The 25,880-nt window shown below is 45.0% G+C and carries 25 protein-coding genes, 1 other RNA gene and 1 other annotated feature; of the genes, 2 read left to right on the plus strand and 24 right to left on the minus strand.

What is annotated here, in order from left to right:
• Positions 1-8 precede the first annotated feature (8 nt).
• Positions 9-2,159, minus strand: coding sequence for a PAS domain-containing sensor histidine kinase (locus ATL39_RS11345; RefSeq protein WP_120193469.1), 2,151 nt, complete (start codon positions 2,157-2,159; stop codon positions 9-11).
• A 94-nt stretch (positions 2,160-2,253) separates the two neighbouring features.
• Positions 2,254-2,435, minus strand: a non-coding RNA gene (gene ssrS, locus ATL39_RS11350) — 6S RNA.
• A 149-nt stretch (positions 2,436-2,584) separates the two neighbouring features.
• Here ssrS and ATL39_RS11355 point away from each other — a divergent pair.
• On the plus strand, positions 2,585-2,902 hold the full coding sequence (locus tag ATL39_RS11355) for a hypothetical protein (protein ID WP_120193470.1): 318 nt from the start codon (positions 2,585-2,587) through the stop codon (positions 2,900-2,902).
• A 73-nt stretch (positions 2,903-2,975) separates the two neighbouring features.
• On the opposite strand, the gene aspS is transcribed toward ATL39_RS11355, so the two are convergent.
• The 18 genes from aspS to ATL39_RS11445 form a co-directional block, all read right to left on the minus strand.
• The gene (gene aspS / locus ATL39_RS11360; protein WP_120193471.1) at positions 2,976-4,763 is read right to left on the minus strand and encodes an aspartate--tRNA ligase; all 1,788 of its coding nucleotides are present in this window, start codon (positions 4,761-4,763) and stop codon (positions 2,976-2,978) included.
• A 1-nt stretch (position 4,764) separates the two neighbouring features.
• On the minus strand, positions 4,765-6,042 hold the full coding sequence (gene hisS / locus ATL39_RS11365; RefSeq protein ID WP_120193472.1) for a histidine--tRNA ligase: 1,278 nt from the start codon (positions 6,040-6,042) through the stop codon (positions 4,765-4,767).
• 78 nt (positions 6,043-6,120) lie between these two features.
• Positions 6,121-6,343 (minus strand) — a binding site (T-box leader).
• 53 nt (positions 6,344-6,396) lie between these two features.
• The gene (dtd, locus tag ATL39_RS11370; protein ID WP_120193473.1) at positions 6,397-6,849 is read right to left on the minus strand and encodes a D-aminoacyl-tRNA deacylase; all 453 of its coding nucleotides are present in this window, start codon (positions 6,847-6,849) and stop codon (positions 6,397-6,399) included.
• A gap of 31 nt (positions 6,850-6,880) precedes the next feature.
• On the minus strand, positions 6,881-9,058 hold the full coding sequence (locus tag ATL39_RS11375; protein ID WP_120193474.1) for a RelA/SpoT family protein: 2,178 nt from the start codon (positions 9,056-9,058) through the stop codon (positions 6,881-6,883).
• A 266-nt stretch (positions 9,059-9,324) separates the two neighbouring features.
• On the minus strand, positions 9,325-9,849 hold the full coding sequence (locus ATL39_RS11380) for an adenine phosphoribosyltransferase (protein WP_120193475.1): 525 nt from the start codon (positions 9,847-9,849) through the stop codon (positions 9,325-9,327).
• A complete protein-coding gene (gene recJ, locus ATL39_RS11385) occupies positions 9,839-12,205 on the minus strand; it encodes a single-stranded-DNA-specific exonuclease RecJ (RefSeq protein WP_120193476.1) in 2,367 nt (788 codons plus the stop codon). The genes ATL39_RS11380 and recJ overlap by 11 nt, the downstream gene beginning before the upstream one ends.
• A gap of 66 nt (positions 12,206-12,271) precedes the next feature.
• Positions 12,272-12,583: a LapA family protein gene (locus tag ATL39_RS11390; RefSeq protein ID WP_120193477.1), complete on the minus strand. Its 312-nt coding sequence runs from the start codon at positions 12,581-12,583 to the stop codon at positions 12,272-12,274.
• A gap of 11 nt (positions 12,584-12,594) precedes the next feature.
• Complete coding sequence (locus ATL39_RS11395; protein WP_120193478.1) at positions 12,595-13,503, minus strand: cation diffusion facilitator family transporter; 909 nt, start codon at positions 13,501-13,503, stop codon at positions 12,595-12,597.
• Positions 13,504-13,584: 81 nt separating this feature from the next.
• Positions 13,585-14,523 carry a protein translocase subunit SecF gene (gene secF / locus ATL39_RS11400; protein ID WP_120193479.1) on the minus strand — a complete coding sequence of 313 codons (939 nt, stop codon included), beginning with the start codon at positions 14,521-14,523 and terminating at the stop codon, positions 13,585-13,587.
• Positions 14,510-15,814 (minus strand): protein translocase subunit SecD, encoded by a 1,305-nt coding sequence (secD, locus tag ATL39_RS11405; protein ID WP_120193480.1) that lies wholly within the window; start codon positions 15,812-15,814, stop codon positions 14,510-14,512. The genes secF and secD overlap by 14 nt, the downstream gene beginning before the upstream one ends.
• Positions 15,815-15,980: 166 nt before the next feature.
• Positions 15,981-16,304, minus strand: a complete 324-nt coding sequence (locus tag ATL39_RS11410; RefSeq protein ID WP_120193481.1) for a post-transcriptional regulator — start codon at positions 16,302-16,304, stop codon at positions 15,981-15,983.
• A 137-nt stretch (positions 16,305-16,441) separates the two neighbouring features.
• Entirely contained in the window at positions 16,442-16,696 is a 255-nt protein-coding gene (gene yajC, locus ATL39_RS11415; protein ID WP_120193482.1) for a preprotein translocase subunit YajC, read from the minus strand.
• 32 nt (positions 16,697-16,728) lie between these two features.
• A complete protein-coding gene (gene tgt / locus ATL39_RS11420) occupies positions 16,729-17,868 on the minus strand; it encodes a tRNA guanosine(34) transglycosylase Tgt (RefSeq protein ID WP_120193483.1) in 1,140 nt (379 codons plus the stop codon).
• On the minus strand, positions 17,865-18,908 hold the full coding sequence (gene queA / locus ATL39_RS11425) for a tRNA preQ1(34) S-adenosylmethionine ribosyltransferase-isomerase QueA (RefSeq protein WP_120193484.1): 1,044 nt from the start codon (positions 18,906-18,908) through the stop codon (positions 17,865-17,867). Before queA ends, tgt begins: the two co-directional genes overlap by 4 nt.
• A gap of 29 nt (positions 18,909-18,937) precedes the next feature.
• Positions 18,938-19,156, minus strand: a complete 219-nt coding sequence (locus tag ATL39_RS11430; RefSeq protein WP_120193485.1) for a DUF2905 domain-containing protein — start codon at positions 19,154-19,156, stop codon at positions 18,938-18,940.
• Positions 19,153-20,154 (minus strand): Holliday junction branch migration DNA helicase RuvB, encoded by a 1,002-nt coding sequence (gene ruvB, locus ATL39_RS11435; RefSeq protein WP_120193486.1) that lies wholly within the window; start codon positions 20,152-20,154, stop codon positions 19,153-19,155. Before ruvB ends, ATL39_RS11430 begins: the two co-directional genes overlap by 4 nt.
• 37 nt (positions 20,155-20,191) lie before the next feature.
• Complete coding sequence (ruvA, locus tag ATL39_RS11440) at positions 20,192-20,785, minus strand: Holliday junction branch migration protein RuvA (protein WP_120193487.1); 594 nt, start codon at positions 20,783-20,785, stop codon at positions 20,192-20,194.
• 69 nt (positions 20,786-20,854) lie between these two features.
• A complete protein-coding gene (locus ATL39_RS11445; RefSeq protein ID WP_120193488.1) occupies positions 20,855-21,601 on the minus strand; it encodes a YebC/PmpR family DNA-binding transcriptional regulator in 747 nt (248 codons plus the stop codon).
• Between the two features lie 98 nt (positions 21,602-21,699).
• Between ATL39_RS11445 and ATL39_RS11450 the strand changes: the two genes are divergently transcribed.
• Entirely contained in the window at positions 21,700-22,239 is a 540-nt protein-coding gene (locus ATL39_RS11450; RefSeq protein WP_120193489.1) for a transcription repressor NadR, read from the plus strand.
• A 30-nt stretch (positions 22,240-22,269) separates the two neighbouring features.
• Here the strand turns inward: ATL39_RS11450 and pheA are convergent, their stop codons facing one another.
• From pheA to ATL39_RS11470, 4 genes are all read right to left on the minus strand, one after another.
• The gene (pheA, locus tag ATL39_RS11455; RefSeq protein WP_120193490.1) at positions 22,270-23,169 is read right to left on the minus strand and encodes a prephenate dehydratase; all 900 of its coding nucleotides are present in this window, start codon (positions 23,167-23,169) and stop codon (positions 22,270-22,272) included.
• Positions 23,170-23,193: 24 nt separating this feature from the next.
• Entirely contained in the window at positions 23,194-23,634 is a 441-nt protein-coding gene (locus ATL39_RS11460; RefSeq protein WP_120193590.1) for an ACT domain-containing protein, read from the minus strand.
• A gap of 121 nt (positions 23,635-23,755) precedes the next feature.
• The gene (gene obgE / locus ATL39_RS11465) at positions 23,756-25,045 is read right to left on the minus strand and encodes a GTPase ObgE (RefSeq protein WP_120193491.1); all 1,290 of its coding nucleotides are present in this window, start codon (positions 25,043-25,045) and stop codon (positions 23,756-23,758) included.
• A 12-nt stretch (positions 25,046-25,057) separates the two neighbouring features.
• Positions 25,058-25,570, minus strand: coding sequence for a Spo0B C-terminal domain-containing protein (locus ATL39_RS11470; protein WP_147419354.1), 513 nt, complete (start codon positions 25,568-25,570; stop codon positions 25,058-25,060).
• Positions 25,571-25,880: the final 310 nt, after the last annotated feature.

The following is a 25,880-nucleotide window of genomic DNA, read 5'->3' on the forward strand; positions in this document are numbered from 1 at the left end:
TTTTTCTTTTATTCTGTTGGAAACGTAAGCTGAAACAACGTACCCTTGCCTTCAGCTGAAAACACTTTAATCTTTCCATCCATTTCACTTACAATCTGATAGCAGATCATCAGTCCCAGTCCCGTGCCTTCATCTTTCGTTGTGAAAAACGGGGTCCCCAGTTTAGAAAGCGTGCGGGCATCCATACCGTCTCCGGTATCTTCTATCTCCACCCCAATACAGGAACGGCCGGCTTCATTAAGGAATTCATATGTTCTTATGCTGACTCTGCCATTTTCCTTCACGGCTTCCATCGCATTTTGAAGTAAATTCAAATAAAGCTGCTTTAGTTTTTTTTCATTGGCATATATATCGGGAATCTCCTGCCAGGGCGTATGAATCTCTATATTTTTTGCCTGCGCCTGGTCTTTATGGAGATACACAATATCCTGCAGAATTGTATTCATGTTGACCTGAACTGCCTTTTCATCGTATTCAGGACTCGCAATTCCGAGAAGATCGCGGACAATTCCGTTCACCCGGTCAATTTCACTTAGAATAATTTGATAATGCTGGACTTCTTCCTCTTTCTGCTCGGACGTTTCTTTAAATAATTGAATAAATCCTTTTATCGTCGTAAGCGGATTGCGGATTTCATGGGCAAAACCTGACGCAAGTTTTCCTACTGCCTGAAGTTTTTCGCTTCGTATCAATTCCTTTTCAAGCGCTCTGTTATCGGTCACATCATTAAAAACGATTAAAATATCTTCTACCTGTTCAGCATCTTCTAGCCTTGGCAGAAGCGTCACGCTCGTAATAAAATAGTAGGTTTTCCCCTCAAAGGTCAGCTCCATTTCCTTTGTTTCCTCTTTTTCCAGCTCCAGATCAATTTTTTCGATAAAAGCACGAAATAAGCTGCTCTGATTTTTTAAATCATCAAGGGATGAAGCAAGAACATTATTTTTATTCAATTTAAAAAGCGAACTTGCAGCATAATTAAATGTAGTAACAGCATAGGTGCTTTTGTTAATGGAAATAACACCGTTGTCGGTTGTTTCAAGAATTAATGTTGATTTTTTATGGCTTTTTTCCCTCTCTTCCAATCTGGCCGTCATCACGTTAAATGTCTGTGTAAGCTCATTAACCTCGGAGTAGGAGGCTGAAGGCAGAGGCATAACGGGCTTTCCTACAGCAAAGTCCCGCGTTGCCGTCACCAGCAGTTCGAGCGGTCTGACAATATATCTGGAAAGGGCAACAGCCGCCAGGATCGTAATAATGAGCACGGCGCTGAATAAAATCACATATGTAAGCAGCAGTCTTCTTAATGGAGCATATAATGCACTTTCAGGTACGGAAATTCCTACGTACCACTGGTTATCAAAGCCTTCCATCTGTTCAATCGGTACCACCGTACTGACCGTTTCTTCACTTCTGTTCATCGTAAGCGATGGAGAATTTCCCATTTCCCGGAATTCCTCCGTGCTGAGTTCCGTGTCCCGGATAAAATTACGATCCAGAATATATCCACTGTCCGGATGGGCGATATAATAACCCTCTTCATTTAGAATAAAGGCTTCTCCATTCATCCCCAGCTGCTCCTGCTCATCTGTAAAACGGTTCATTCTGTCCCAGATAAACGTTTCAAGTGAAACCAGGTCATAGGCCGGCGAAATCACGCCTATATTATTGCCTTCTTCATCCTTAACCCCGGCTGACATCGCTAAAATCGGCCGCTCAAGTACTTTGGACATAAACAGGTCAGAGAAATAGAGATCTCCGTTTTTAGCTTCTTCGTACCAAACCACGTCATTAACATCCTGCCCGATCGCATTATCTTCTGTGGAATGGGCAATCGTGCCTTCATTATCCGTGAATACCATGCCATGATACATCTCCTGGGATTCGATAAAACGGGTAAATTCAGCCTGCAGTTCTTCTTCGGTAGCCTCCGGATCACGTATAACAGGGCTTGTCGCCAGCTGCTCCAGGTCGGAAAGCCGTTCTTGTATCATTCCTTCTACCGATACGGACAAATTTGCGGAGAATGATATTAACGTTTGTTCTATACGATTTGAAAGATCCGATTCCTGAGTTTCATACGAAACAAAACCAATTACGAGCAGTGGGATACTTGTAATGGATACAAAAAAGACTAATAATTTCGACCGCAGCGTACGCATTTACTTCCCCCACTATCTATTAAGTCATAAGATCAGCATATAAAAAACCCCGAAGTAACAGCCTTCGGAGTAAGAATTTGTAGTAGTAATTAGGAAGAGTCCCGTAGTGCCGTTAAACTAACTTTGTTTTGAAGCCTGCTCTCGCAGGTGGGTGCCCTGCTTCATCGTCCGTGCTTCCACTTCGCAGAGGCATGCACTTTCGATGAAAACATCAGGCTCCCGATGTATAGGTGTTGGCTCAAAACGTACAGTGTTCTACGTACACCTCAGGACTCTTCAAATTGTGTTTTTATCATAGCATGACGGATGCGAATGGTCAAGATACTTAACCGGCATATTTAAGAGTATTTGTTATCACTAAACTTTCCTGTTTCTTTGTGGTACTCTTTTTAAAAGACTTATGTTAAAGAAGGGAGCACAGCATATTGACTAATTCCTCCGTTCAAAAAAACAATACCCGGCAGCCCCTCGTCGAGCAGGACACTGTCTTCATTGAACAGAAAATCGAGTGGCTTGAAAAAAAGCGGATAAAACACGTCTCTTCTCTTTGTTTATATGATGACAGGATTGAAAGTGAACAGCATGTATACTACCTGGAAGATATTTTTGATCTTTCCTACCGCTGGTCTGAAGAACAAATTGGGTTTTTATATGTTCATACAGTGTTTGGCATCCGTACCTTTCATATCCATTCCTCGCCTGAAAAGTTTATTTCAACGTTCCATACATTGGAACACCTATAATTATACGGCTGCTATTTAAAAAGAAAGGTTCCGATTATCGTTACTCGATAATTGGAACCTTTTTTAACTAAAATTATTTTGTTTGTTCTTCTTTTTTTGCAATGGCCAGTTTAAGATGCAGTTCTTTAAGCTGCTGTTCGCTGACAGCCCCAGGCGCTCCTGTCAAAGGATCGCTTGCGCTGGCTGTTTTTGGAAAAGCAATCGTATCACGAAGGTTGTCCCGTCCTGCAAGAATCATAACAAAACGGTCCAGTCCAAGGGCAATTCCTCCGTGTGGCGGCGTGCCGAACTCAAATGCATCAAGCAGAAAGCCGAACTGCTCCTGGGCTTCTTCCTGGCTGAAGCCGAGTGCCTTGAACATGCTCTGCTGCATATCTTTTTTATAAATACGCTGGGAGCCTCCACCGATCTCATAGCCGTTAAGGACGATATCATACGCTTCCGCCCTTACGTTTTCCGGCTCCGAGTCAAGCTTGTGCGCATCCTCTTTAAGAGGACTTGTAAACGGGTGATGCATCGCTGTATAGCGCTTTGAATTGTCGTCGTATTCTACAAGCGGAAATTCCGTTACCCAAAGGAAGTTGTATTTAGACTCATCGATCATCTCGAAATCTTTTCCGAATTTCAGACGAAGCGCACCCATCGTAGCGTAAACAACTTCTTTTTTATCTGCGCCAAAGAAAAGCAGATCTCCCGGTTCTGCATCCATTGCCGATTTAATTTGCTCCGTTTCTTCTTCTGTAAAGAATTTCGCAATTGGGCCGCGCAGCATATCTTCTTCTACACGAAGCCATGCCAGTCCCTTTGCACCGTAAATCGCTGCAAAATCCGCCAGCTCGTCAATTTCCTTGCGGGACATTTTTGGAGCGGCGCCTTTAACGTTCAGGCCTTTCACAATACCGCCGTTTTTAACCGCCTGGGCAAACACTTTAAAATCGCTGTTGCCTACAATATGAGAGAGCTCTGTAAGCTCCAGGCCGAATCTCGTATCCGGCTTATCGGAACCATAACGGTTCATTGCGTCTTCATATGTCATTCTTGGAAAAGGGGTCTCGACGTCTTTGCCGAGAACTTCTTTTACGGTTTTCTTCATCAGTTCTTCAATCATAGGAAGAAATTCTTCCGTTTCCAGGAAAGAGGCTTCAATATCAAGCTGGGTGAATTCCGGCTGACGGTCTGCCCGCAGGTCTTCATCCCTGAAACAACGTACAATCTGGTAGTATCTTTCAAAACCGGATACCATCAAAAGCTGTTTAAACAGCTGCGGAGACTGAGGAAGGGCATAGAATTCCCCTTTATGCACGCGGCTTGGCACCAAATAATCCCGGGCTCCTTCCGGTGTGCTTTTTGTCAGCATTGGCGTTTCAATGTCGACAAATTCGTTGTCATCCATATAGTCACGGATAATTTTAGTCACGCGGTTGCGCAGCTTAATGGTTTCCCGCATTTCTTCTCTTCTTAAATCAAGGTAACGATACTTCAGGCGGACATCTTCCGAAATTTCCTGATTGCTGTCGATCTGGAAAGGAAGCGGTTTGGATGTATTTAAAATATCGATCTGTTCTACACGGATTTCCACCGTACCGGTAGGAATCTTTTCGTTATACGTTTCCTCGTCTCTCTGTACGACTGTACCGTAGATTTCCAGCACATATTCGCTGCGTACGCTGTCCGCGGTTTCCAAAGCATCCGCCGAAATTTCCGGATTGGCTACAATCTGCACAATTCCGCTGCGGTCGCGCAGGTCAATAAAGATAACCTGTCCCAGATCTCTTCTCGTCTGGGCCCATCCTTTCAGGCGGACCTTTTCCCCAATAAGTGATTCCGTTATATCTCCTGCATAATGTGTTCTTTTTCCCATATTATTCTCTCCCCGTTTTATCAGTCAGATAGGCAGCTAGATCTGCTATTGCCGTTTTTTCCTGGCTGCCATCGCTCATTTTTTTAATACTGACTTCTCCGCTCTGCAGTTCATCCTCACCAATAACAACAGTATAAGCCGCATTCATTCGATCGGCTGCTTTAAACTGCGCTTTGATTTTTTTCTGCATGTAATCTTTCTCCACGCGAAGTCCTTTTCGACGCAGATCCCAAAGAATAGATACCGCTTCTGTTTCTGCCTTTTCCCCCATGGTTACTACATAGCAGTCCAGACCTTTTTCGACAGGAAGCTCCACATTCTGGGCGGAAAGTGCCATCAGCAGTCTTTCAATACTTAAGGCAAAGCCAATACCGGGTGCTTCCGGTCCTCCGAGCTCTTCTGTTAAGCCGTTGTAGCGGCCGCCCCCTGTCAACGTAGTTATCGCGCCAAATCCTTCTCCTTCAATCATAATTTCAAAGGCTGTGTTGTTGTAATAATCCAGTCCTCTTACCAGCCCTGGATCGATTTCGAATGAAATATCCATCTGGCTGAGAAAAGCCTGTACTTTTTCAAAATAGCGGCGGCTGTCTTCATTAAGATAATCGAGAATAGACGGTGCCGTTTCCATTAAAGGATGATCTTTGTCTTTTTTACAGTCCAGGATGCGGAGCGGATTTTTTTCCAGACGCTCCTGGCAGTCGCTGCAGAACTCATCGATGCTTGGCTTGAAGTGGCTGATGAGCGCCTGCTTGTGATTCTCACGGCTTTCCTTATCTCCAAGGCTGTTAATAACCAGCTTCAATCCTTTTAATCCAAGAGACGAATACAGCTCCATCGCCAGAGCAATAACTTCGGCGTCAATAGAAGGATCATCACTGCCTATCGCCTCAACCCCGAACTGAACGAATTGTCTCATTCTCCCCGACTGCGGGCGCTCATAGCGGAACATAGGACCAATATAATATAACTTATCCGGCTGATCCGGAAGCCCAAAGCGTTTGTTTTCTACGTAAGAACGCACTACAGATGCCGTTCCCTCCGGCCGGAGGGTCATGCTGCGTCCGCCTTTATCTTCAAAAGTGTACATTTCCTTCTGTACAATATCCGTCGTGTCTCCAACGCTGCGTTGAAACAGCTCTGTCTGTTCAAAAATAGGAGTGCGGATTTCCGAATAATTAAAAGCCCGGCATAAATCGCGCATTCTGTTTTCTACATACTGCCATTTTTCTGATGTTCCCGGAAGTATATCCTGGGTTCCTCTAGGTATTTGAACTGCCATTTCCCCACTCCTTTAAAAATAATTGTCGATGCCTCCACCAGCTTAATAAAAAACACAAAAAACCCGCCCCTCAAAAATATGAGGGACGGGATTTATTCCCGTGGTACCACCCTGGTTAGAGCTTTGCAAGCTCCCGCTTTAACAGTTAACGCCTGTATACGGCTGCCTTTACTTCCCGTGGTTTCAAAGCAGCACCTAAGGAGTGTCTTTCTGTAAATAACGAGCAGAAATGCTTCCAGCCTTGGCATCTCTTCTCTGACCTCGTCTACCTTTACATACTTTTCTCCATCATTGGTTTTCTATCGAATTCCATCATACGAATAATTAGCTTTTGTGTCAATACGAACCTGCGTATTATGCCTTTGATCCGGGGGATTCCAGCGTAAGGGTAACGGGTCCGTTGTTCGTTAGTGATATCTGCATATCCGCGCCGAATTTTCCCTCCGCCACCGTAACTTTTTTTTCACGGAGTTTCTCATTAAACAAATGATAAAGCGGTTCGGCATCTTCCGGCCGGGCGGCTTCTGTAAAGCTTGGACGCCTGCCTTTTTGAGCGTCTCCGTACAGCGTGAACTGTGAAATCGACAACACTTCACCCGAAATATCGAGCAGGGATTTGTCGAATTTCCCATCTGTATTTTCAAAAATGCGGAGATTAACTATTTTTTCAGCCATCCATTCTACTTCCCGGTGCGTATCAACGTGAGTAAATCCCGCTAATACAACAAGCCCTTCTGTAATAGAACCGGAAATCTCTCCATCAATGGAACAGGCTCCTTCTGATACTCGCTGAATTATGACTTTCATTGCTCGGATGTGCCCTTTCTGTAAACCGGCATTAATGCATAACGCGCTGCACTGTATAAATATCCGGCAGTTTTTTTATTTTCTCTACAACTTTCTGTAAATGACCGGTGTTGTGGATGGATATGCTCAAATCAATAAATGCCATTTTATTTTTGTCGCTTCGTCCGCTGACTGCATTAATATTTGTTTTTGCTTCCGTCACACAGTGCAGCACTTCATTCAACAGGCCGCGCCTGTCGTAACCGATAATTTCTATATCCACATTGTAGTTTTTATTCGTTTCAACTGAGCCTTCCCATTCTACATCGAGAAGGCGGGGACGCGCTTCGTCATTGTCTACATTTGCACAGTCCCGGCGGTGGATGGATACTCCCCGCCCCTTCGTAATAAAACCTACAATATCATCACCCGGCACCGGGCTGCAGCATTTGGATAACCGGATAAGCAGGTTATCCACCCCTTTAACACGTACCCCTGCGTTTGTTTTCTTCACGGGATGATTCGTATTAATCGTTTTAACTGCTTCAGCCACGGACTGCTTTTCTTCCTGTTCGTTCTGGTGGCGGATCTTGTCTGTCAGTCTGGTTACAATCTGCTTGGGGCTTACGCCATTGTAGCCTACGGCAGCAAACATATCTTCTTCTCCGCTGAAGCTGAATTTGTCAGCAGCTTCATTTTTGTTCTCTTCGGTAAGGATCTGCTTTGGATCGTAATCCTGGTTTTTTAATTCTTTTTCCACCAGCTCTTTACCTTTTTGAACGTTTTCTTCGCGTCGTTCTTTTTTATAAAACTGCTTAATTTTATTTTTAGCATGGGAACTCTGGGTAAGCTTGAGCCAGTCCTGGCTCGGGCCGTAGGAATGTTTGGAAGTCAGCATTTCTACAATATCACCGGTATCAAGCTGATAATCAAGCGGCACCATTTTCCCGTTTACTTTAGCTCCAATGGTCCGGTTTCCGATTTCCGTATGAATGCGGTACGCAAAATCAATAGGCACCGATCCTCTCGGCAGCTCGATAACGTCACCTTTCGGACTGAACACAAATACCATGTCGGAAAACAGGTCCATTTTTAATGATTCCATGAAATCCTGGGCGTCATCGGCATCATTCTGCCATTCAATAATCTCCCGGAACCATGTTAACTTGTCTTCGAACGTCTGCTTTCCGGAAACGCTTTTGCCTTCTTTGTAGGCCCAGTGTGCAGCTACACCAAATTCAGCTACACGGTGCATATCGGTAGAGCGGATCTGCACTTCAAGCGGCTCTCCTTTTGGACCGATGACGGTCGTGTGAAGAGACTGGTACATATTTGCTTTTGGCATCGCAATATAATCTTTAAATCGTCCCGGCATCGGCTTCCAGCAGGTATGGATAATACCCAGCACGGCGTAACAGTCCCGGATGCTCTTTACAATAATACGCACGGCCAGCAGATCATATATTTCGTTAAACTGTTTTTTCTGTTTGACCATTTTCCGGTAAATGCTGTAAATATGCTTGGGACGTCCGTACATTTCAGCTTTGATGTTTAAATCATCAAGATTATGATTGATATCCCCGATCACTTCTTCAATATACTGCTCACGCTCTGCGCGCTTCTGCTTCATGAGGTTAACGATCCGGTAATACTGCTGCGGATCTAAATAACGCAGAGCCGTATCCTCAAGCTCCCACTTAATCTTTGAAATACCAAGACGGTGGGCAAGCGGCGCGAATATTTCCAGGGTTTCATTGGATATACGGCGCTGTTTATCCGGCGGCAGATGCTTTAACGTTCTCATGTTGTGCAGGCGGTCTGCCAGTTTGATCAGGATAACCCGAATATCCTTTGCCATCGCAACGACCATTTTCCGGTGATTCTCCGCCTGCTGTTCTTCTTTTGATTTATATTTAATTTTCTTTAATTTGGTTACGCCATCTACCAGCATAGCTACTTCTTCGTTAAATGCTTCCGTAATGTCCTCCACGGTTACTTCCGTATCTTCCACCACGTCATGCAAAAAAGCACCCGCAACTGTATTGGGGTCCATTTCAAGGTCTACTAATATTCCTGCTACTTGAATGGGATGGAGGATATATGGCTCTCCAGACTTGCGGTACTGATCTTTGTGAGCTTCTTCTGCATATTTATATGCTTTTTCTAAAAAAGAGACATGATTTTCGGATAAATAATGTCGAGCTTTTTCCAACACTTCGTCGATGGTCATGGAATCACCCTGCACACCTTTCTACTATAACGTGTTTTTTCTATTTTCTATATTATCTGTAAGAATTGCTTTTCTGTAAAGTTTTTAGACTTGTTCTAATTAACTTAAAAGGTCTGTACTTTGTTAAAAGGCTCTCCATGCAAATTTGGGTCTAATCTGTTAAGTATAACTCGACTATGCCCTCATTTGCACTACTTTATTCAAGAAATAAAAAAAGCACTCCGTTTCAGGAGTACTTTTTGTACAACTATCAGCCTTTGACTGATTTATTGAAAAGTCACTAAAGAAAAAATATCATATTCGCCAAGTTCAGCAAGCTTTCCGCGGCCGTTCAGGTAGTCCAGTTCAATCAGAAAAGCCAGACCTGCTACAATACCGCCAAGCTCTTCTACAAGCTTTACAGTGGCATGAATAGTACCGCCGGTAGCCAGCAGATCATCCGTGATTAATACACGCTGCCCGGGTTTAATGGAATCCAGGTGCATGGAAAGCTGATCTTCCCCGTATTCAAGCCCGTAATCCATATCTACTGTCTCCCGGGGCAGTTTTCCTTTCTTTCGTACAGGCGCAAACCCGATTTCCATAGCATAGGCAATCGGACAGCCTACCACAAATCCTCTGGCCTCTGGTCCGACAATCACGTCTATGTTCTTGTCTTTCGCGAATTCTTTCATTTCGTTAATTGCCTCTTTGTAGGCCGGACCGTTTTGCATAAGGGTGGTTATATCTTTAAAACGAATGCCTTCTTTCGGGTAATCCTCAACGACCGTAATATATTTCTTATAATCCATGATTAACCTTCTCTCTTTGTTCATTGTCTTGTTTATCTAAAAGCAGTTCCCCCAGCAGCCGGTCTTTAAGCTGCCTGTACGTGGAAAAAAGCAGGTCCTGCTCCATCTGTTTAAGCTGGTCCCGGCGCCTGTATGAAACTGATTCTGTCAGCGGCTTCTTTTCATTCGATCCTAAAAATTCAATCATGCTGCCATCCATCCTGACAAACCCAAGCTCCGTAAATACGTCTGTCATAAAATCAATATCTGCCGCTTTCCAGCCTTTCTGCTGAATCAGCTTTTGTTTGAGCGTATCCATATTAAACGACTGATACTTATTTAAAAAGGAATAAAACCACTTAAAATGCTCTCTTGTGCCGCCGTGCTGGAAATACGTTTCTTCTTCCGTGAAAAAACAGGCATACATATGCTCTGTCTGCCGGCAGAAATGAAGCGCCTGGTTTAATTCTTCAAGTGAGGCTGGAATATCAATAAAAGCTGTATATTTTTCTTCCAGAGGCTCTGCCAGATCACGGGCCATGTATAGATTTGCATCGTCAGGCAGCTCGTCTGCTATTAACGCTTTTGTCTGATCCTGAAAAACGACTGCCGCCGTCCCGGCAGGAAGTGCCTGTATCATCTGTTTGAGCCCTTTTTGCTGGCGCTTATCGTGAATCTGGCATGTTGTAATAGCCATATCGTGCATCATCAGCTGAGGCTTACGGAAATTGTTCCATTCATTTATGGAAAGCTGACCTATGAATGAAGCATTTGCTGTTACTGTCATTTGATCAGCCAGGTGGCCTTTTTGAAAAGCAATACCATCGAGCCGGCTGCCGGCTTGTTCCAGCGAAAGCTTCAAGTGTGTTTTGTCACTGCCTATTTTCTTGAATGCAGTAATCTCTACATCTTCAAGCAGAAACACAGGCTTTGGGTTTGCCATGCCGAATGGGGCAAGCGTACTTAGATCTTCGAGCGCCGACACCGTAATATCAGATAAAGGTACCTGCAGGTCAATCGAAGCAGAAGCGACATAGGCAGAAGGATCCAGCACAGATGCGGCCTGCCGGCACAGCTCTGTGCGCAGGCTTTCAATATTCTCTACATTCATGGAAAGGCCGGCTGCCATTTCATGGCCTCCGAATTTTTCAAGAAGCGGACGCTGCCGGGATAAATGCTCAAACATATTAAAGCCTTCAATACTCCGGGCTGATCCTTTTGCCGTTTTGGTTTCGGCATTAATCGATAAAACAATGACTGGATGGTGGTATGTTTCAACAAGCCGTGAGGCAACAATGCCGATAACTCCCTCGTTCCATCCCTCTCCTCCAGTGATGATTACTTCATTTTCGTAATAACGTTTGTCTTCCACCTGTTTTACGGCTGTCTCTGTTAATTCTTTTACTATATTTTTTCTCGATTGGTTCAACGTATCTATGCGCTCGGCCCATTCGGCCGCTTCTTCTCCATTTTCAGAGAGCAGCAGGTGAACAGCCGGATCAGCGGAATCCATACGCCCGGCTGCATTCAAACGCGGCCCCATTGTAAATCCTACATGATCTTCCTGCATCGTTTCCGCTTCAATACCGCACACTTTCTTCAATGCCGAAATTCCGGGCCTTGTAGAAGAGGTAAGAGAATGAAGGCCTTTTTTCACCATACTCCTGTTTTCACCGATAAGCGGCACGAGGTCGCTTATCGTACCAAGGGTCACTAGATCTAAATAATGTTCGGGCATTTCTCCAAGCAGGGCGTGAGCCACTTTAAAAGCAACGCCGACACCGGCCAGTTCTTTAAATGGATAAGGGCATCCCGGTTTTTTCGGATTTATAATTGCATAGGCTTCCGGCAGTTCTGGAGGCGGCTCATGATGATCGGTAATAATAACATCCATTCCCAGTGCATTGGCTGCGGCTACTTCATTTTTTGCACTAATTCCCGTATCCACCGTAATCATCAGGGACGCTCCGTCAGCCGCTGCCTGTTCCACAGCCGGTACGTTGGGCCCGTAGCCTTCTGTAAAGCGATTAGGAATATACCAGCCGAACACCGCTCCTGCTTCTTTGAGCAGAAGCACCATTAACGTTGTGCTGGATACACCATCTGCGTCATAATCACCAAAAATCAATATCTTTTCTTTATCTTCTATCGCCTGTTTTATTCGGGAGACCGCCCGCTCCATGCCATCCAGTAAAAAAGGGTCGTGGAGCCTGGACATACTCGTGTCCAAAAAGGAGGAGGCCTCTTCTACAGAGGAAAATCCTCTAGCAGATAATACTTTTGCTGCGAGAGGAGACAGGTTCATTTTTTTTTGAAGTACTTTCCATTCCTCGTTTATAGAGGAAGCTGTTTTCCAATTCATTTTGGATTTTAACATTAAAACACCCCTCAACCCGTTTATTATACTAAAGGGGTGGAAGGGTGACAATCTTATATTTTTGGCTTATGAACCGTTTTTTCCAGTGCTCTGCTTATCTTTCTTACGGCTAAACCCTTTGCTTCCTGAGGATTCAGAAGCAGGCGTGCGGTTTTTATATTTTTTTAATTCCGTGCGAAGTCCGTATATTTTCACTGCATTAATGGACCCTGCGATGAAGGCTCCTATTAATACAGAGCCGAGTACGATCAGAATAAGCGGCCATTCGGCGGTACCAAACAGGTAGTTCACTTCCACACTATTTACGTTAATAACAGCAAAAACAGCAATAATGATAGCTAAAACTAAACTTATAATAAAGACGGTTTGTGTTTTCATGACGCATTCTCCTATTCCGGGGTTTTTTCTTCAAATGGATTCACGTGCACAAATACATCCTGCACTTCTTCCATTGTTATTAACGATTCCTTTACCTGCTTTCCGATCGCATGTCCCTCCTCTACGCTGATATACGGATCTACGCCTATCTTGATATCAATTATAACGTAATGCCCGTGTTCCCGTGCAAAAAATTCATCGACATGAAGCACGCCTTCCACCTGTTCCGCATTTTTTCTCATTTCCACCGTATCTTCTGCATGCAGCACATGGTCAAGCACGTTGTGAATAGAGTCTTTCCCAAGCTTCCAGGCCATTCTCATGATCAGCAGAGAAACAAACAAACCCGCTAAAAGGTCACCATAGGTGAGAAAGTCGATGTTATAGGCTCCTCCGGCAATGGAAGCTCCTATTCCTATTAAAGCGGCAATCGATGAAAATACATCAGAACGGTGATGCCAGGCATCCGTTATAATCGCTTCACTTTTATATTTTATACCCAGCTTGTATTTGTAGCGAAACATCGCTTCTTTTACAACGATCGAAAAAAGAACGGCATACAGCGCCATAGTTCCCGGAACAACGACGGGCTCGGCGATATCTCTCACTGCGTTCAAGCCAATCTCAAACCCTACAACGAACAACAGCACCGCTACGATAATGGCCGTCAGCGTTTCTGCTTTGCCGTGGCCGTATGGATGATCTGCGTCCGGCGGCAGCTTTGCCGCACGAATACCGACCAGTACCGCCACCGAACCGACAACGTCCGAGGCGGAATGGGCAGCATCAGCAACAAGAGCCCGGCTGTCTGCCATAATTCCGATTATAAATTTTATAATAGCTAAAATAATGTTTCCAAAAATCCCGATCATAGCACCCAATCGTACCATTTTATACCGATGTTCCTGATAATCGTTCATTGCTATCATTCCTTTACCGTTGTTTCCTTGATTCCATAAAAAAAGATAGAAAAAACCATGGCACAAACCATGGTCTTTTCATTATATCGTTGGTTCTGTTTCTTTCTGCGCTTCTTTGTTCTGCTGCTTTTGTATGCTTTTCCATTTCCAGGAGACCCACAGCTGGGCTGCCAGGAATAAAGAAGAATACGTTCCGGCAATAAGTCCGACAATCAGGGCAAAGGAGAACGAACGTATCGCCTCTCCGCCGAACACGTAAAGAGAAACTGCTGCAAATACAACAGTAAGAACGGTGCTGATCGACCGGCCCAGCGTCTGATTTAAACTTTTATCAACAACGGCAGAGAGCTGCTCAAAGGTCGAAACTTCTTCTTTCGCCATATTCTCCCGGATCCGGTCAAACGTAACGATCGTATCATTGATGGAATAACCGACAATAGTCAATACCGCTGCAATGAAGGGTACGTTTACTTCAAGCTGCAGCGCACTGAATACGACGATAATAAAAAATGCATCATGGAACAAGGCAACGATAGCCGCAAGCGCATATAAAAACTGAAAGCGAATGGTTACATAAATGATAATACCAACCGCCGCTATAAGAACAGAAATCAGGGCATTCATTGCCAGTTCTTCTCCCACCTGCGGAGAAACGGTACTGATATTAGGTTCCTGGCCATAGTTATCAATAAAATATGTCTGTATTTCACTGATTTCTCCCTGGTCCAGTGCCCCTATAAAACGGGCATGGGCCATTTGCCCGTTATCCCCGGCAAGCGTAATATCATCCGGTTCGTACCCTTCTCCAATCGATGCAAAATCCTCCTGCACCTGCTCTGCGGTCAGCGGTTCATCTCCAGACACTTCCACCCGGGACCCGCTCTCAAAATCAATGCCGAGATTTAAACGGATCGTGACAAGCAGGGCAATTCCAACAGCCGCCATCACAAGCGAAATGATAAAAAACTTTTTTCTGTGTTTAACGAATGGAATTTCTTTTCTTCGTTTACTGCCGAGCATCTATGTCACGCTCCTTTATTCCAAACACTCTTGGCTTTTTATTGAAAATCCGGCTTTTCACCCATAACCCGAGTAAAAACCTTGTTAAAAGAACGGCGGTTAAAAAGCTCGTTAAAATACTGACAATCAGTACGACAGCAAATCCCTGAACCGAACTGGTGCCATAATAAAAGAGCACGCCGGCAGCAATAATCGTTGTGATGTTTGCATCAACGATTGTGGAGAAGGAACGGCTTGTTCCTAATTTAAAAGCACTGATGACAGATCTACCTTCACGCAGTTCTTCTTTAATCCGCTCGTAGGTGATGATATTGGCATCTACTGCCATACCTACACCGAGTACTAAAGCTGCCAGTCCGGGCAGAGTAAGAACTCCCTGCATCCAGTTAAAGACAACCAGAACGACGTAAATATAGCTTGTAAGAGAAATAATGGATATAACTCCCATAAACCGGTAATAGAAAAGCATAAACGCAAAGATCAGCCCAATTCCGATAAATCCGGCAAATATGGTCTGGTCCATTGCCTCTTCCCCAAGCGAAGCGCCGACCGCATTGGAATAAATTTCTTCCAGTTCGACCGGAAGCGATCCGGAATTAAGAATTTCCGCTAAAAACTCCGCTTCTTCGAGTTCAAAATTTCCTTCTATCTGTACGGTATCGGTATAAAGAGGTTCGTTAACGGAAGGCGCCGATAAAAACTTAGGATCTTCCTTCTGCGATTCTTCCATAAAAGAATCGCCTTCTTCGTAATCGAGCCAAATAACCATCAGGTTCTCCGGTGGAGGATATTCTTCAATTACCTGCTCTGTTACCCGGCCGAATTCATCGCCGTCCCGGAGACCAACAGAAACCACAGGCTGATTGCCCTGATCAAAATTCACGCTCGCTCCGCTTTCCTGAAGATCATCTCCGGACAAAAGCACGTTGTCATCTATGTCGCGGAAACTCAGGTCCGCTTCGGTAGCCAGAAGCTCCCGTGCCTGCTGCTGATCGTCTATGCCGGCCAGCTGAACCCGGACACGGTTATCTCCTTCGATTGATATATTAGGTTCTGACACCCCCAAAACGTTCACACGCTGATCAAGGGCACTAACGGTTGACTGCATCGTTTCTTCAGTCACTTCCCCTTCACCATCAGGGTTGCTGACTTCATATAATATCTCAAAGCCCCCCTGCAGATCGAGGCCGAGATTAATGCTTTTGGCGGTATTAAGCGCCGTTTGGGACATCAATCCCCCAATAGCAAGAACGATGAGAAAAAAGATAACAATTCTCGATTTTTTTATCATGCTTCGGTACATCCTCTCTATACGCTGGCTCATCATTGCTTTTTTCATGAAAAAACTTGGCAGTGCTGCCAAGTTTGCTGTTACGGGCCTTTTTATACACAGAACAAGCTAATTATACGGATGCATCTAAATCAATGTCAAATCACTTTTTTCTGCACGGCTGTCCCTATCCTTCCGAACGGGCACTTCGGGTGTTTTCGATATCTTCCAAAATAGAGGCGAGCTGATTGCCGCTGCGGCTTTTTGCTTCAAGGTCAATATAAGAATTAATCGTAAGACGGTTCATGTAGTCACTCATTTTCAGATGAAGAATATCCTGTACTACTTTATGTAAGTGCACTCTTTTTTTCCAGGTCCGCTCGTTCTCCAGTAAATACTCCCATATTGTTTCTTCTGTAACGTTAATATAGCCAAGCATATGAAATTCCTCTTTTTTACTCTGCAGGGCCGGCTGAACCACATCTTTCCAATTGCTGACTGAATATAGCATACTTCCGCTCCTTCACCTGTTTTGCTCTTCTCTTTACCTAACCTCTTCTTTATTCTAGCAGGGGAGAGCACAAAGAAAAAGCTGTCTCTCCAAAATTAATAAAATGGAGAAACAGCATTTTTTTTAATGGAAGTACATTAATCTTCGTTTACTACCTCTTTAACCGCGCTGCGGTCAAAAGTCAGCTTATTGCTTCCATCTACGATAATAACTAATTTGTTTTCATCTATCGCATCAATTGTGCCGTGAAGGCCTCCAATTGTGACGATACGATCTCCTTTTTGGAGATTAGAGTGCATCTGCGTGATTTGTTTCTGCTTTTTCTGCTGTGGACGAATAAGCAGAAAATAAAAAATAGCAAACATTAGCACAAGCATAATTATTGCTTCCATGATTTGTCCCTCCCTTCGCTGATTAAAAAAACCTAAAAGTTCTTGGCATTTTCTTTATTAAAGCCGTATGCCTCGAAATATTCTTCCCTGAAATCGAGGAGCCTGTCTTCGCGTATAGCCTGGCGGACCTGCTCCATTAAGTTTAACAGGAAATAAAGATTGTGATAAGAAGTGAGCCTGAAACCAAATGATTCGTTGCACTTCACCAAATGACGTATGTAAGCTCTGGAATAATTTTTGCAAACATGGCAGTCACATTTCTCATCAATTGGCCGGAAGTCCCGGGCAAACTTTGCATTTCTAACGACAAGACGGCCGGAACTTGTCATGCATGTCCCGTTTCTTGCAATTCGAGTCGGAAGGACACAGTCAAACATATCGATGCCGCGGATCGCTCCATCTATTAATGAATCAGCAGATCCTACACCCATCAAATACCTTGGCTTGTTATCCGGAAGAAGTGGAGTCGTATATTCCAGCACACGATTCATGATTTCTTTCGGCTCTCCAACTGATAGACCGCCTATAGCATAACCCGGAAAGTCGAGAGAAATCAATTCTTTCGCCGATTGTTTACGAAAATGTTCATATTCTCCGCCCTGCACAATTCCAAATAACCCCTGCGTATCCGGATTAGCGTGTGCACCCAGACAGCGCTCCGCCCATCTGGAAGTTCTTTCTACGCTGGCTTTCATGTATTCTTCACTCGCAGGATGCGGCGGACACTCATCAAAAGCCATCATAATGTCCGGTCCAAGGTCATTTTGAATCTGCATCGCCTTTTCAGGAGACAAAAACAGCTTCTCTCCGCTGATATGATTTCTAAAGTGAACGCCTTCTTCTTTAATGTCCCTGAGCTTACTTAAGCTGAACACCTGAAACCCGCCGGAATCAGTTAGAATCGGCTTGTTCCAGTTCATGAATTTATGCAGGCCGCCGGCTTCTTTAATAATATCTTCGCCGGGCCTGATCCATAGATGATACGTATTGCTCAAAATAATCTGGGCGTGCATTTCCTCGAGTTCATCCGGACTGATGGTTTTGACAGTCGCCATCGTGCCTACCGGCATAAATATCGGTGTTTCAATTACCCCATGAGGAGTATGAAGCTTTCCAAGCCTGGCTCCGGACTGCTTGCACGTTTTTATTAGTTCATAACGAATCGCGCTCATGTGACGCCCCCTCCCTTTTTAATAAACATAGCATCTCCAAAGCTGAAAAATCTGTATTTATTATTTACTGCCTCTTCGTATGCATTTAATATCGTATCTTTTCCTGCTAAAGCGCTGACAAGCATAACCAGCGTTGATTTCGGAAGGTGGAAATTGGTGAGCAGGGCGTCAATTCCTGAAAAGGAATAGCCTGGATAGATGAAAATATTCGTCCATCCCGACCCTGCAGCAAACAGGCCGTTATTCTGTCCGGCAATAGTCTCTAGCGTACGGGCCGACGTGGTTCCCACCGCTGTAATAGTGCCGCCGGAACGCCTTACTTCATTCAGCGTCTCCGCAGCCTGCTGCTTTAATTCATAAAATTCAGAGTGCATGTCATGATCTTCGATGGAATCCACCGAAACGGGCCGGAACGTACCGAGGCCGACGTGAAGGGTAAGGGGAACGATGTGAACCCCCTGCTCCTTTAGTTCATGAAGCAGATCTTCTGTGAAATGAAGGCCTGCTGTCGGCGCAGCGGCTGAACCATTGTTTTCAGCATATACCGTCTGGTAACGCTCCTGGTCCTCGAGCTTTTCTTTAATATAAGGAGGAAGCGGCATTTCACCGAGTGATTCCAGAATTTCCAGAAACACTCCTTCGTAGGAAAACTGAAGAATGCGGCCGCCGTGTTCCTGCAGTTCTGTACATTCGGCTGTAAGCTTTCCTCCGCCGAACGTTATCACTGTGCCGGTTTTAATTTTTTTGGCAGGCTTTACGAGCGTTTCCCACTTGTCCCCTTCGAGCTGCTTTAACAGAAGTATTTCAATGGCAGCACCCGTGTCTTTTTCTCCGATCAGCCGTGCGGGGAGCACGCGTGTGTCATTAATAACCAGTGCATCTCCTTTTTGAAGAAACGTTTTCACTTCTGGAAATTGACGGTGCTCCACTTCACCTGACTGCGGATCGACTACCATCAGCCGGGAGCGGTCTCTATTTAACAGAGGAGTCTGGGCGATCAGCTCCTCCGGAAGTTCAAAATCAAAATCCTGTACGTTCATTTCCAGTATTCCTTTCTATGCATGCCATTTTAACGAAAACGGCCTATCACAAATAAGATCAAAGATAACACGATACTTATAATGATGGAAGTAGCGAGTGGAAAATAAAAAGAAGTATTTTCTCCTTTAAAGAAAAAATCCCCCGGCAGCCGGCCTAATGATATATAACGTCCGCCTACCTGCCAGATCAATCCAAATAGGATAAGTGCCGCTCCGAGACCAATCAGCAGTTTTGGGATATCATTCACTGTTCCGGCACCTCCAGCTGAAAGTGCTCATATACTCTGGCGCTGACCATCCGCCCTCTCGGACTCCGTATTAAAAACCCAATCTGGAGCAGATACGGTTCATATACGTCTTCCAGCGTGTGGGATTCTTCCCCAATAGACGCTGCCACAGCTTCGACTCCCACCGGTCCGCCGGCAAAAGTTTCTATAATGCTCTTAAGGAGCTTATGGTCAATGTGGTCCAGTCCCAGCTTATCGACCTGAAGCTTTTCCAGCGCATTTCTTGCTATGCTTTCTGTTACGAGGCCGTCTCCCTGCACCATCGCAAAATCACGGACGCGGCGCAGAAGCCTGTTGGCAATACGCGGGGTTCCCCTTGAACGTCTTGCCATTTCATAAGAAGCTTCTTCGGTAATGTCGAGTTGGAATAAATCCGCGCTGCGGGCAACAATTTTAGCGAGCTCCTCCGGCTGGTAATATTCCAGACGGGCGTGAACCCCAAATCTATCCCGCAGAGGAGCTGTAAGCATGCCCGCTCTTGTTGTTGCTCCTATGAGGGTAAAAGGCGGAAGATCAAGCCTCACGGAACGGGCCGTCGCGTCTTTTCCAATCATAATATCAATACAGAAATCTTCCATTGCCGGGTACAGTACCTCTTCAATCGTGCGCGGAAGACGATGTATTTCATCAATAAACAAAACATCTCCCGGCTCCAGCGCGGTAAGAACCGCTGCCAGATCGCCGGGCTTTTCAATTGCGGGACCGGACGTTGTTTTGATGTTTACGCCCATTTCGTTTGCAATAATCATCGCAAGCGTCGTTTTACCAAGACCGGGCGGACCATATAACAGCACATGGTCCAGGCATTCTTCCCTCATCTTGGCGGCTTCTATAAAAATACTTAAATTATCTTTTACTTTGTGCTGTCCAATGTATTCTGAAAACTGCAGAGGACGAAGACCGCTTTCCATCGACTGATCATCGTTGGTTGCTTCCTGCGATACGATACGGTCATCCATTACTGCTCACCACCATTTTTATTCATTCGTCTCTCCTTTATGAGAGCATCCACTGCAGGGCTTTCCTGACGTACTCATCTGCGCTCATCTGTTCCTTGGCAAGCTTTGGCTTCACTTTTTGTATTTCTTTTTCTACATAGCCCAGTGCTCTCAATGCTTCTAATGCTTCTTCAAGCGGCTGGTCGAATAGGGGGCCGGATGCATTCGACGAAGCCAGGTAGCCTTCTTCTCCTACAATATCCTGAAGCTTTCCCTTTAGGTCGAGAATCATCTGTCTTGCTGTCTTTTTTCCAACGCCGGGAAATTTCACTAAAAATGCCTCATTCTCATTTTCAATTGCTTCTACTACCTGAAGCGGGGCCCCGGCTGCGAGAATCGCAAGCGCACCCTTCGGACCGATGCCGCTCACCTGAAGCAGCCGTTCAAACAGCTCGCGCTCTTTTCTTGATTTAAATCCGTAAAGTCTTAGTATATCTTCTCTTACATACTGGTAGGTATACACCGTATTTTCTTCATTCAGCTGGAACACAAAAGGATTGGCGCAGTAGATCAAGTATCCAATGCCCCCGACCTCTACTGTAATCGTGTCTCCTTCAGCCCGTACCACTCTGCCTGCTACATATTCTATCAATCAAGACACCCTTCCCCATCCTGCGAACATACTTTCCCTAATCCTATCAAAAAAGCCGGCGTTTGGGTATTACTGATTTATTTGTTCCTGCATTTCATTCCAGTCATAATTGTGATGAACGTCCTGGACATCATCGTTTTCCTCCAGCACATCAATCAGCTTTATCATCGCTTCGGCGTTTTCCTCATTGAGCTCTACTGTGGTTTCAGGCTCCATCAGCACTTCCGCTTTTTCTACTTTATATCCTTTTTCTTCAAGCTCCGCTTTCACCTGCTCCAGCTCTTTAACCGGCACGGTTACTGTGAATACTTCTTCATCCTGCCAGACATCATCCGCGCCGGCCTCAATAGCATCAAGCATAGCGGTTTCCTCTTCTACACCTTCACTGGAAAGAAAAATATAACCGTTTTTGTGAAACATAAAAGCAACACAGCCGCTTTCTCCCATATTGCCGCCGTTTTTATTAAAGGCATGACGGATCTCGGCTACGGATCGGTTTTTGTTATCTGTAAGCACCTCGACCATGACTGCCGCGCCTCCCGGGCCGTACCCTTCGTACGTAATTTCTTCATACTGGATGCCGCTGGTATCACCGGATGCTTTCTTAATCGTCCGTTCTACATTATCTCCGGGAATATTTTCTGCTTTTGCTTTGGCAATGGCAGCCCGAAGCCGCAGGTTTGTTGAAGGATCATCTCCTGCTTCCCGCACTGCAGCAAAAATTTCCTTGGAAAGCTTCGTAAAAATCTTTGCCCGCTTTGCATCCTGTCTTTCTTTTCTATGCTTAATATTATTCCATTTTGAATGCCCTGCCATAACAGATCTCTCCTCTATTTTATCTTGATAAATAGCTGTTTTTCCTTTAAAGTCAATTACACGAGGTACCGTAAATAAGCACACTAGGAGCATATACTATGAATAACCCGGATAAAATGCTCGGCGAAGCACGCCGTAACCAAATACTCAAGTGGCTTGAGGAAGCATCCTCTCCCTTAACAGGAAGTGAATTAGCCAGACGAACAAAAGTCAGCCGGCAGGTTATTGTACAGGATGTTTCCCTTTTAAAAGCAAAAGGACAGCCTATTCTGGCAACAGCCCAGGGCTATATTCTTGTAGCTGCCCAGGCGCCGTCCATGGTTCAACGAAAAATAGCCTGCTATCATCTCTCTGATATAGAAACGACGCAGAAAGAGCTTCAGATTGTAGTGGATTATGGAGCGGTAGTTGTGGATGTTTCGGTAGACCACCCTATTTACGGCGACCTTACCGCCTCCTTATTAATAAAAAATCGTTACGATATCAGTCAGTTTATCAAAAAAATATCCAGCACAAACGCTGCGCTGCTCTCCGAGCTGACCGGCGGCACGCATATGCATACTATTGAAGCCGCTTCCGAACAAATTTTGGATAACGTATGTGATGCATTGGAAAAAGAAGGATTCCTTCTTTCCTAATGCCTGTCTTCTTGAAGAAAAGCCGATTCCTTATTTAGGAATTGGCTTTTTTTCTGTGCTTTCTATTTCTTCAACGGAGAATAGACAGGGATAGCTCCCTAATATACGTACTCCACAGCCAAGGGCTTCCAGTTCTGCTACTGCACCGGGAAGCAGCACATCATCCATCAGCTGATCCACGTCAATCACAAAAAAGTAGTTTCCGATTCCTGTTTTCATCGGCCTTGATTCAATCTTCGTCAAGTTCAGCTTTCTCCAGGCAAATGCAGACAGGACCTGATGCAGGGCACCGGAAAAGTCGGAAGGAAGAGTAACCATTAATGTGGTTTTATCTCCCGTCCGGCTGGCAGCCGGCTGTAATTCCATTGAAGCTTCCTGTGCAAGCACGACAAATCTCGTATGATTATTTTCGTAGTCATGTACATTTTCATTAACAATCGTCAATCCATACTGTTCGGCCGCTAATACATTAGCCACAGCCGCTGCGTTCATGGATGGATCATCATGCAGCTTTTCGGCAGCAGCGGACGTAGAGTTTGTATAATGCAGGCTGGCACCGGGCAGTATATCCGTCAGAAAATCATGGCATTGGGCAATCGCATGAGGGTGCGAATACACATCCTCAATTTCCCTCCACTGCTCAGCGCGGGAAGGATGCACCATTAAATGCTGTTCAATCGGAACGGTTACTTCCCCGATGATAGGAAGGTTGTGTTTGTGAATTAAATAGTCCAGCGTCATGTTTACTGATCCCTCAATCGTATTCTCAAGAGGAATAACCGCCCGGTCTATATCTTCGGCAGCTAAGGCGTCCATGCAGGCCGGAATCGTCTCAAATGGAACAAGTTCTTCACCTGCGAATATAGAAACTGCCGCCATTTCAGTAAACGTCCCCTTCGGGCCGAGATATCCTATCTTATTCATAACCATCGTTCCTTCCCTGTTTCAATAAATTTACAATGACCCTGATCCGACTACTTCTGCTTTCTCTACAGCAGGCATTGCCTGAATTCTGCGCACAAGCTCTCTAATTTCCATATTCAAAGCAGACGTATCTACTGTGAGCGTTACGTTGGCTCTTCCCTGAAGAGGAATGCTTTGGTTGATTGTTAATACGTTGGCATTCGCTCTCGCCATTAGTGCCAGCAGCTCGGATAATGAGCCTGACTTATCCACAAGCTGAATAGATAATGTAATAATCTGCTCTTGTATCATTTGGTGAAAAGGAAAGACTGCATCTTTGTATTTATAAAAAGCACTCCGGCTTAAGTTGACTTCAGCTGCTGCATCTGCCACTCTGGCTACTTTCCCGCTTTCGAGGATAGCTTTTGCAGCCAGTGTTTTCTGCATTGCTTCTGTCAGCAGATCCTGGCGCACTAAATAAAATTGGTCCATTTTCTCTGCCAATATGTTTCACCGCCATTAACCATGGTCGATACCATCATTTTCATACTAATTATACATTATAAAGACTTGCACGCTGTTTTACAACAAGCGGGCAAGCCCAGGGTCTTCTCTAGCCTTCCATGAATTCAAATTCAAAATCAAGAAGTTTTACTATATCGCCGTGCTTTGCTCCTTTTTCCCGGAGCGCACTGTCTATTCCCATGTGTCTCATCTGACGGGAGAATTTTTTAATGGATTCATCGCGCATCATGTCGGTCATTTTGAAGCGGCGCTCAATTTCTTTTCCTGAAATGATAAACGTACCGTCTTCATCAATCGTAATTTCGAAAGCCTGTTTTTCCTTATCAAAGGAGTAAAGGACACGCTGTTCTTTATCCACATGATCTTCGTAAAGAGGAAACTCAGGGGTCGTGTCGATCAATTCCGCCACCGTGCGCAGCAGATTCGTTAACCCACTTTTTGTCAGGGCCGATACTGGAAATACCTGCAGGTCTTTCGGTGCTTTTTCCAGAAAAGCATCCAGTCTTTCCTGGGCTTCCGGCATATCCATTTTGTTAGCCACTACGACCTGCGGGCGTTCCAGCAGACGCATATTATATTGTTTAAGCTCTTCATTAATTTTTAAATAATCATCATATGGGTCTCTGTCCTCTATACCGGACATATCCAGAACGTGCACAATGACACGTGTTCTTTCGATATGGCGGAGGAACTGGTGTCCAAGTCCCACGCCTTCGTGGGCGCCTTCAATTAAACCGGGAAGATCAGCCATAACAAAGCTGACGCCTTCTTTTACATTCACCACACCAAGGTTTGGTTTTAACGTAGTAAAGGGATAATCAGCGATTTTGGGACGTGCCGAAGAAACCACGCTTAGTATAGTTGATTTTCCTACACTTGGAAATCCTACGAGACCAACATCAGCCAGAACCTTCAGCTCAAGCGTTACGTTCCGGTCGCCTGCCGGCTCCCCTTTTTCACTAAGTTCCGGAGCAGGGTTGGAAGGAGACGCGAATCTTGAGTTCCCTCGTCCTCCGCGTCCGCCTTTTATAATAACCGCGCGCTGTCCATGTTCTACCAGGTCGGCCAGCGCCTGGCCCGTCTCATCGTCGGTTACAATCGTACCGGGCGGAACTTTAATAATTAAATCGTCAGCCCCTCTGCCATGCTGGTTTTTAGGGCGTCCATGTTCACCCGGCTTGGCTTTGAAGTGCTTTTTATAACGGAAATCCATTAACGTACGAAGGCCTTCATCTACTTCAAATACAACGTCGGCACCTCTTCCGCCGTCGCCTCCGGCCGGGCCGCCGTCTGGTACATATTTTTCGCGCCGGAATGCTACCATACCATCGCCGCCGTCTCCGGCTTTCAGGTAGACTTTTACTCTATCTACAAACACATGCTTCACTCCTTATTTTTTATTCAGTACAAATACCAGTTCCTGCTCGTTTGCTACGATATTCTCCACGTAGCAGCTCGAGGAAACTTTCCACTCAGCCAGCCACTCCTGCATGTTTTTCATATCCTGAATACCGCCCTGGAAATCAAACTCAATATAGGGGGTTTCCTGAAGATGAAAGCTCACGAGAAGATTCGGGTCTGTCATGCTGTCGGACTGCTCAGTAAGCTTTTCAAAAAATTGGTCAAAAAATTTCAGCCAGCACATTTCATGCCGGGCACAATCTATTGGTTTTCCGATCATTTCAATATCTAAATGAAATTTCTGCCACTGCCAATTGAAGGTAATCAATTTATAAGCAAGGTCCGGCGTATTTAAGTCGGACAGCTTTGCTTCGTGCTCAGCGCGTCTTGTTACTTCATTGAGAATGTCATAGACACGATCTTTTCGGTCCAGCTGAAGATTGCCTTTGATGACCTGCACTACATTCATCCAGTCATGCCTGGAATGCCGTAGAATATTCAATTTATCTTTTTCCTGCAATATTCAACACTTCCCAGTTTTTGACATTAGACTAAAGTTGTGTGCAGCCAAAGGCTGAAACCTAGTATGATTAATAATGAAAAGACCCGTTCGGGCTGTTTTCTACAGCTTCTGTTTTTCTTATCGTACCACTAATTCCCCGGTGAAAACCAGAACAGCCTATAAATCGTCCAGAATTGAATGTACCTGACATTGGGTGAAATAACAACAAAAATTTTCGACGGCTGCTTCTGCCGCCGGGTAAAGCCGGGCCATTCCCGGGATAATATTTCTTTTTATCAGCCGCGTTCTC

Origin of the sequence: Sinobaca qinghaiensis (assembly GCF_003610495.1) — a bacterium.
GTDB classification, from domain to species: Bacteria; Bacillota; Bacilli; order Bacillales; family Marinococcaceae; genus Sinobaca; species Sinobaca qinghaiensis.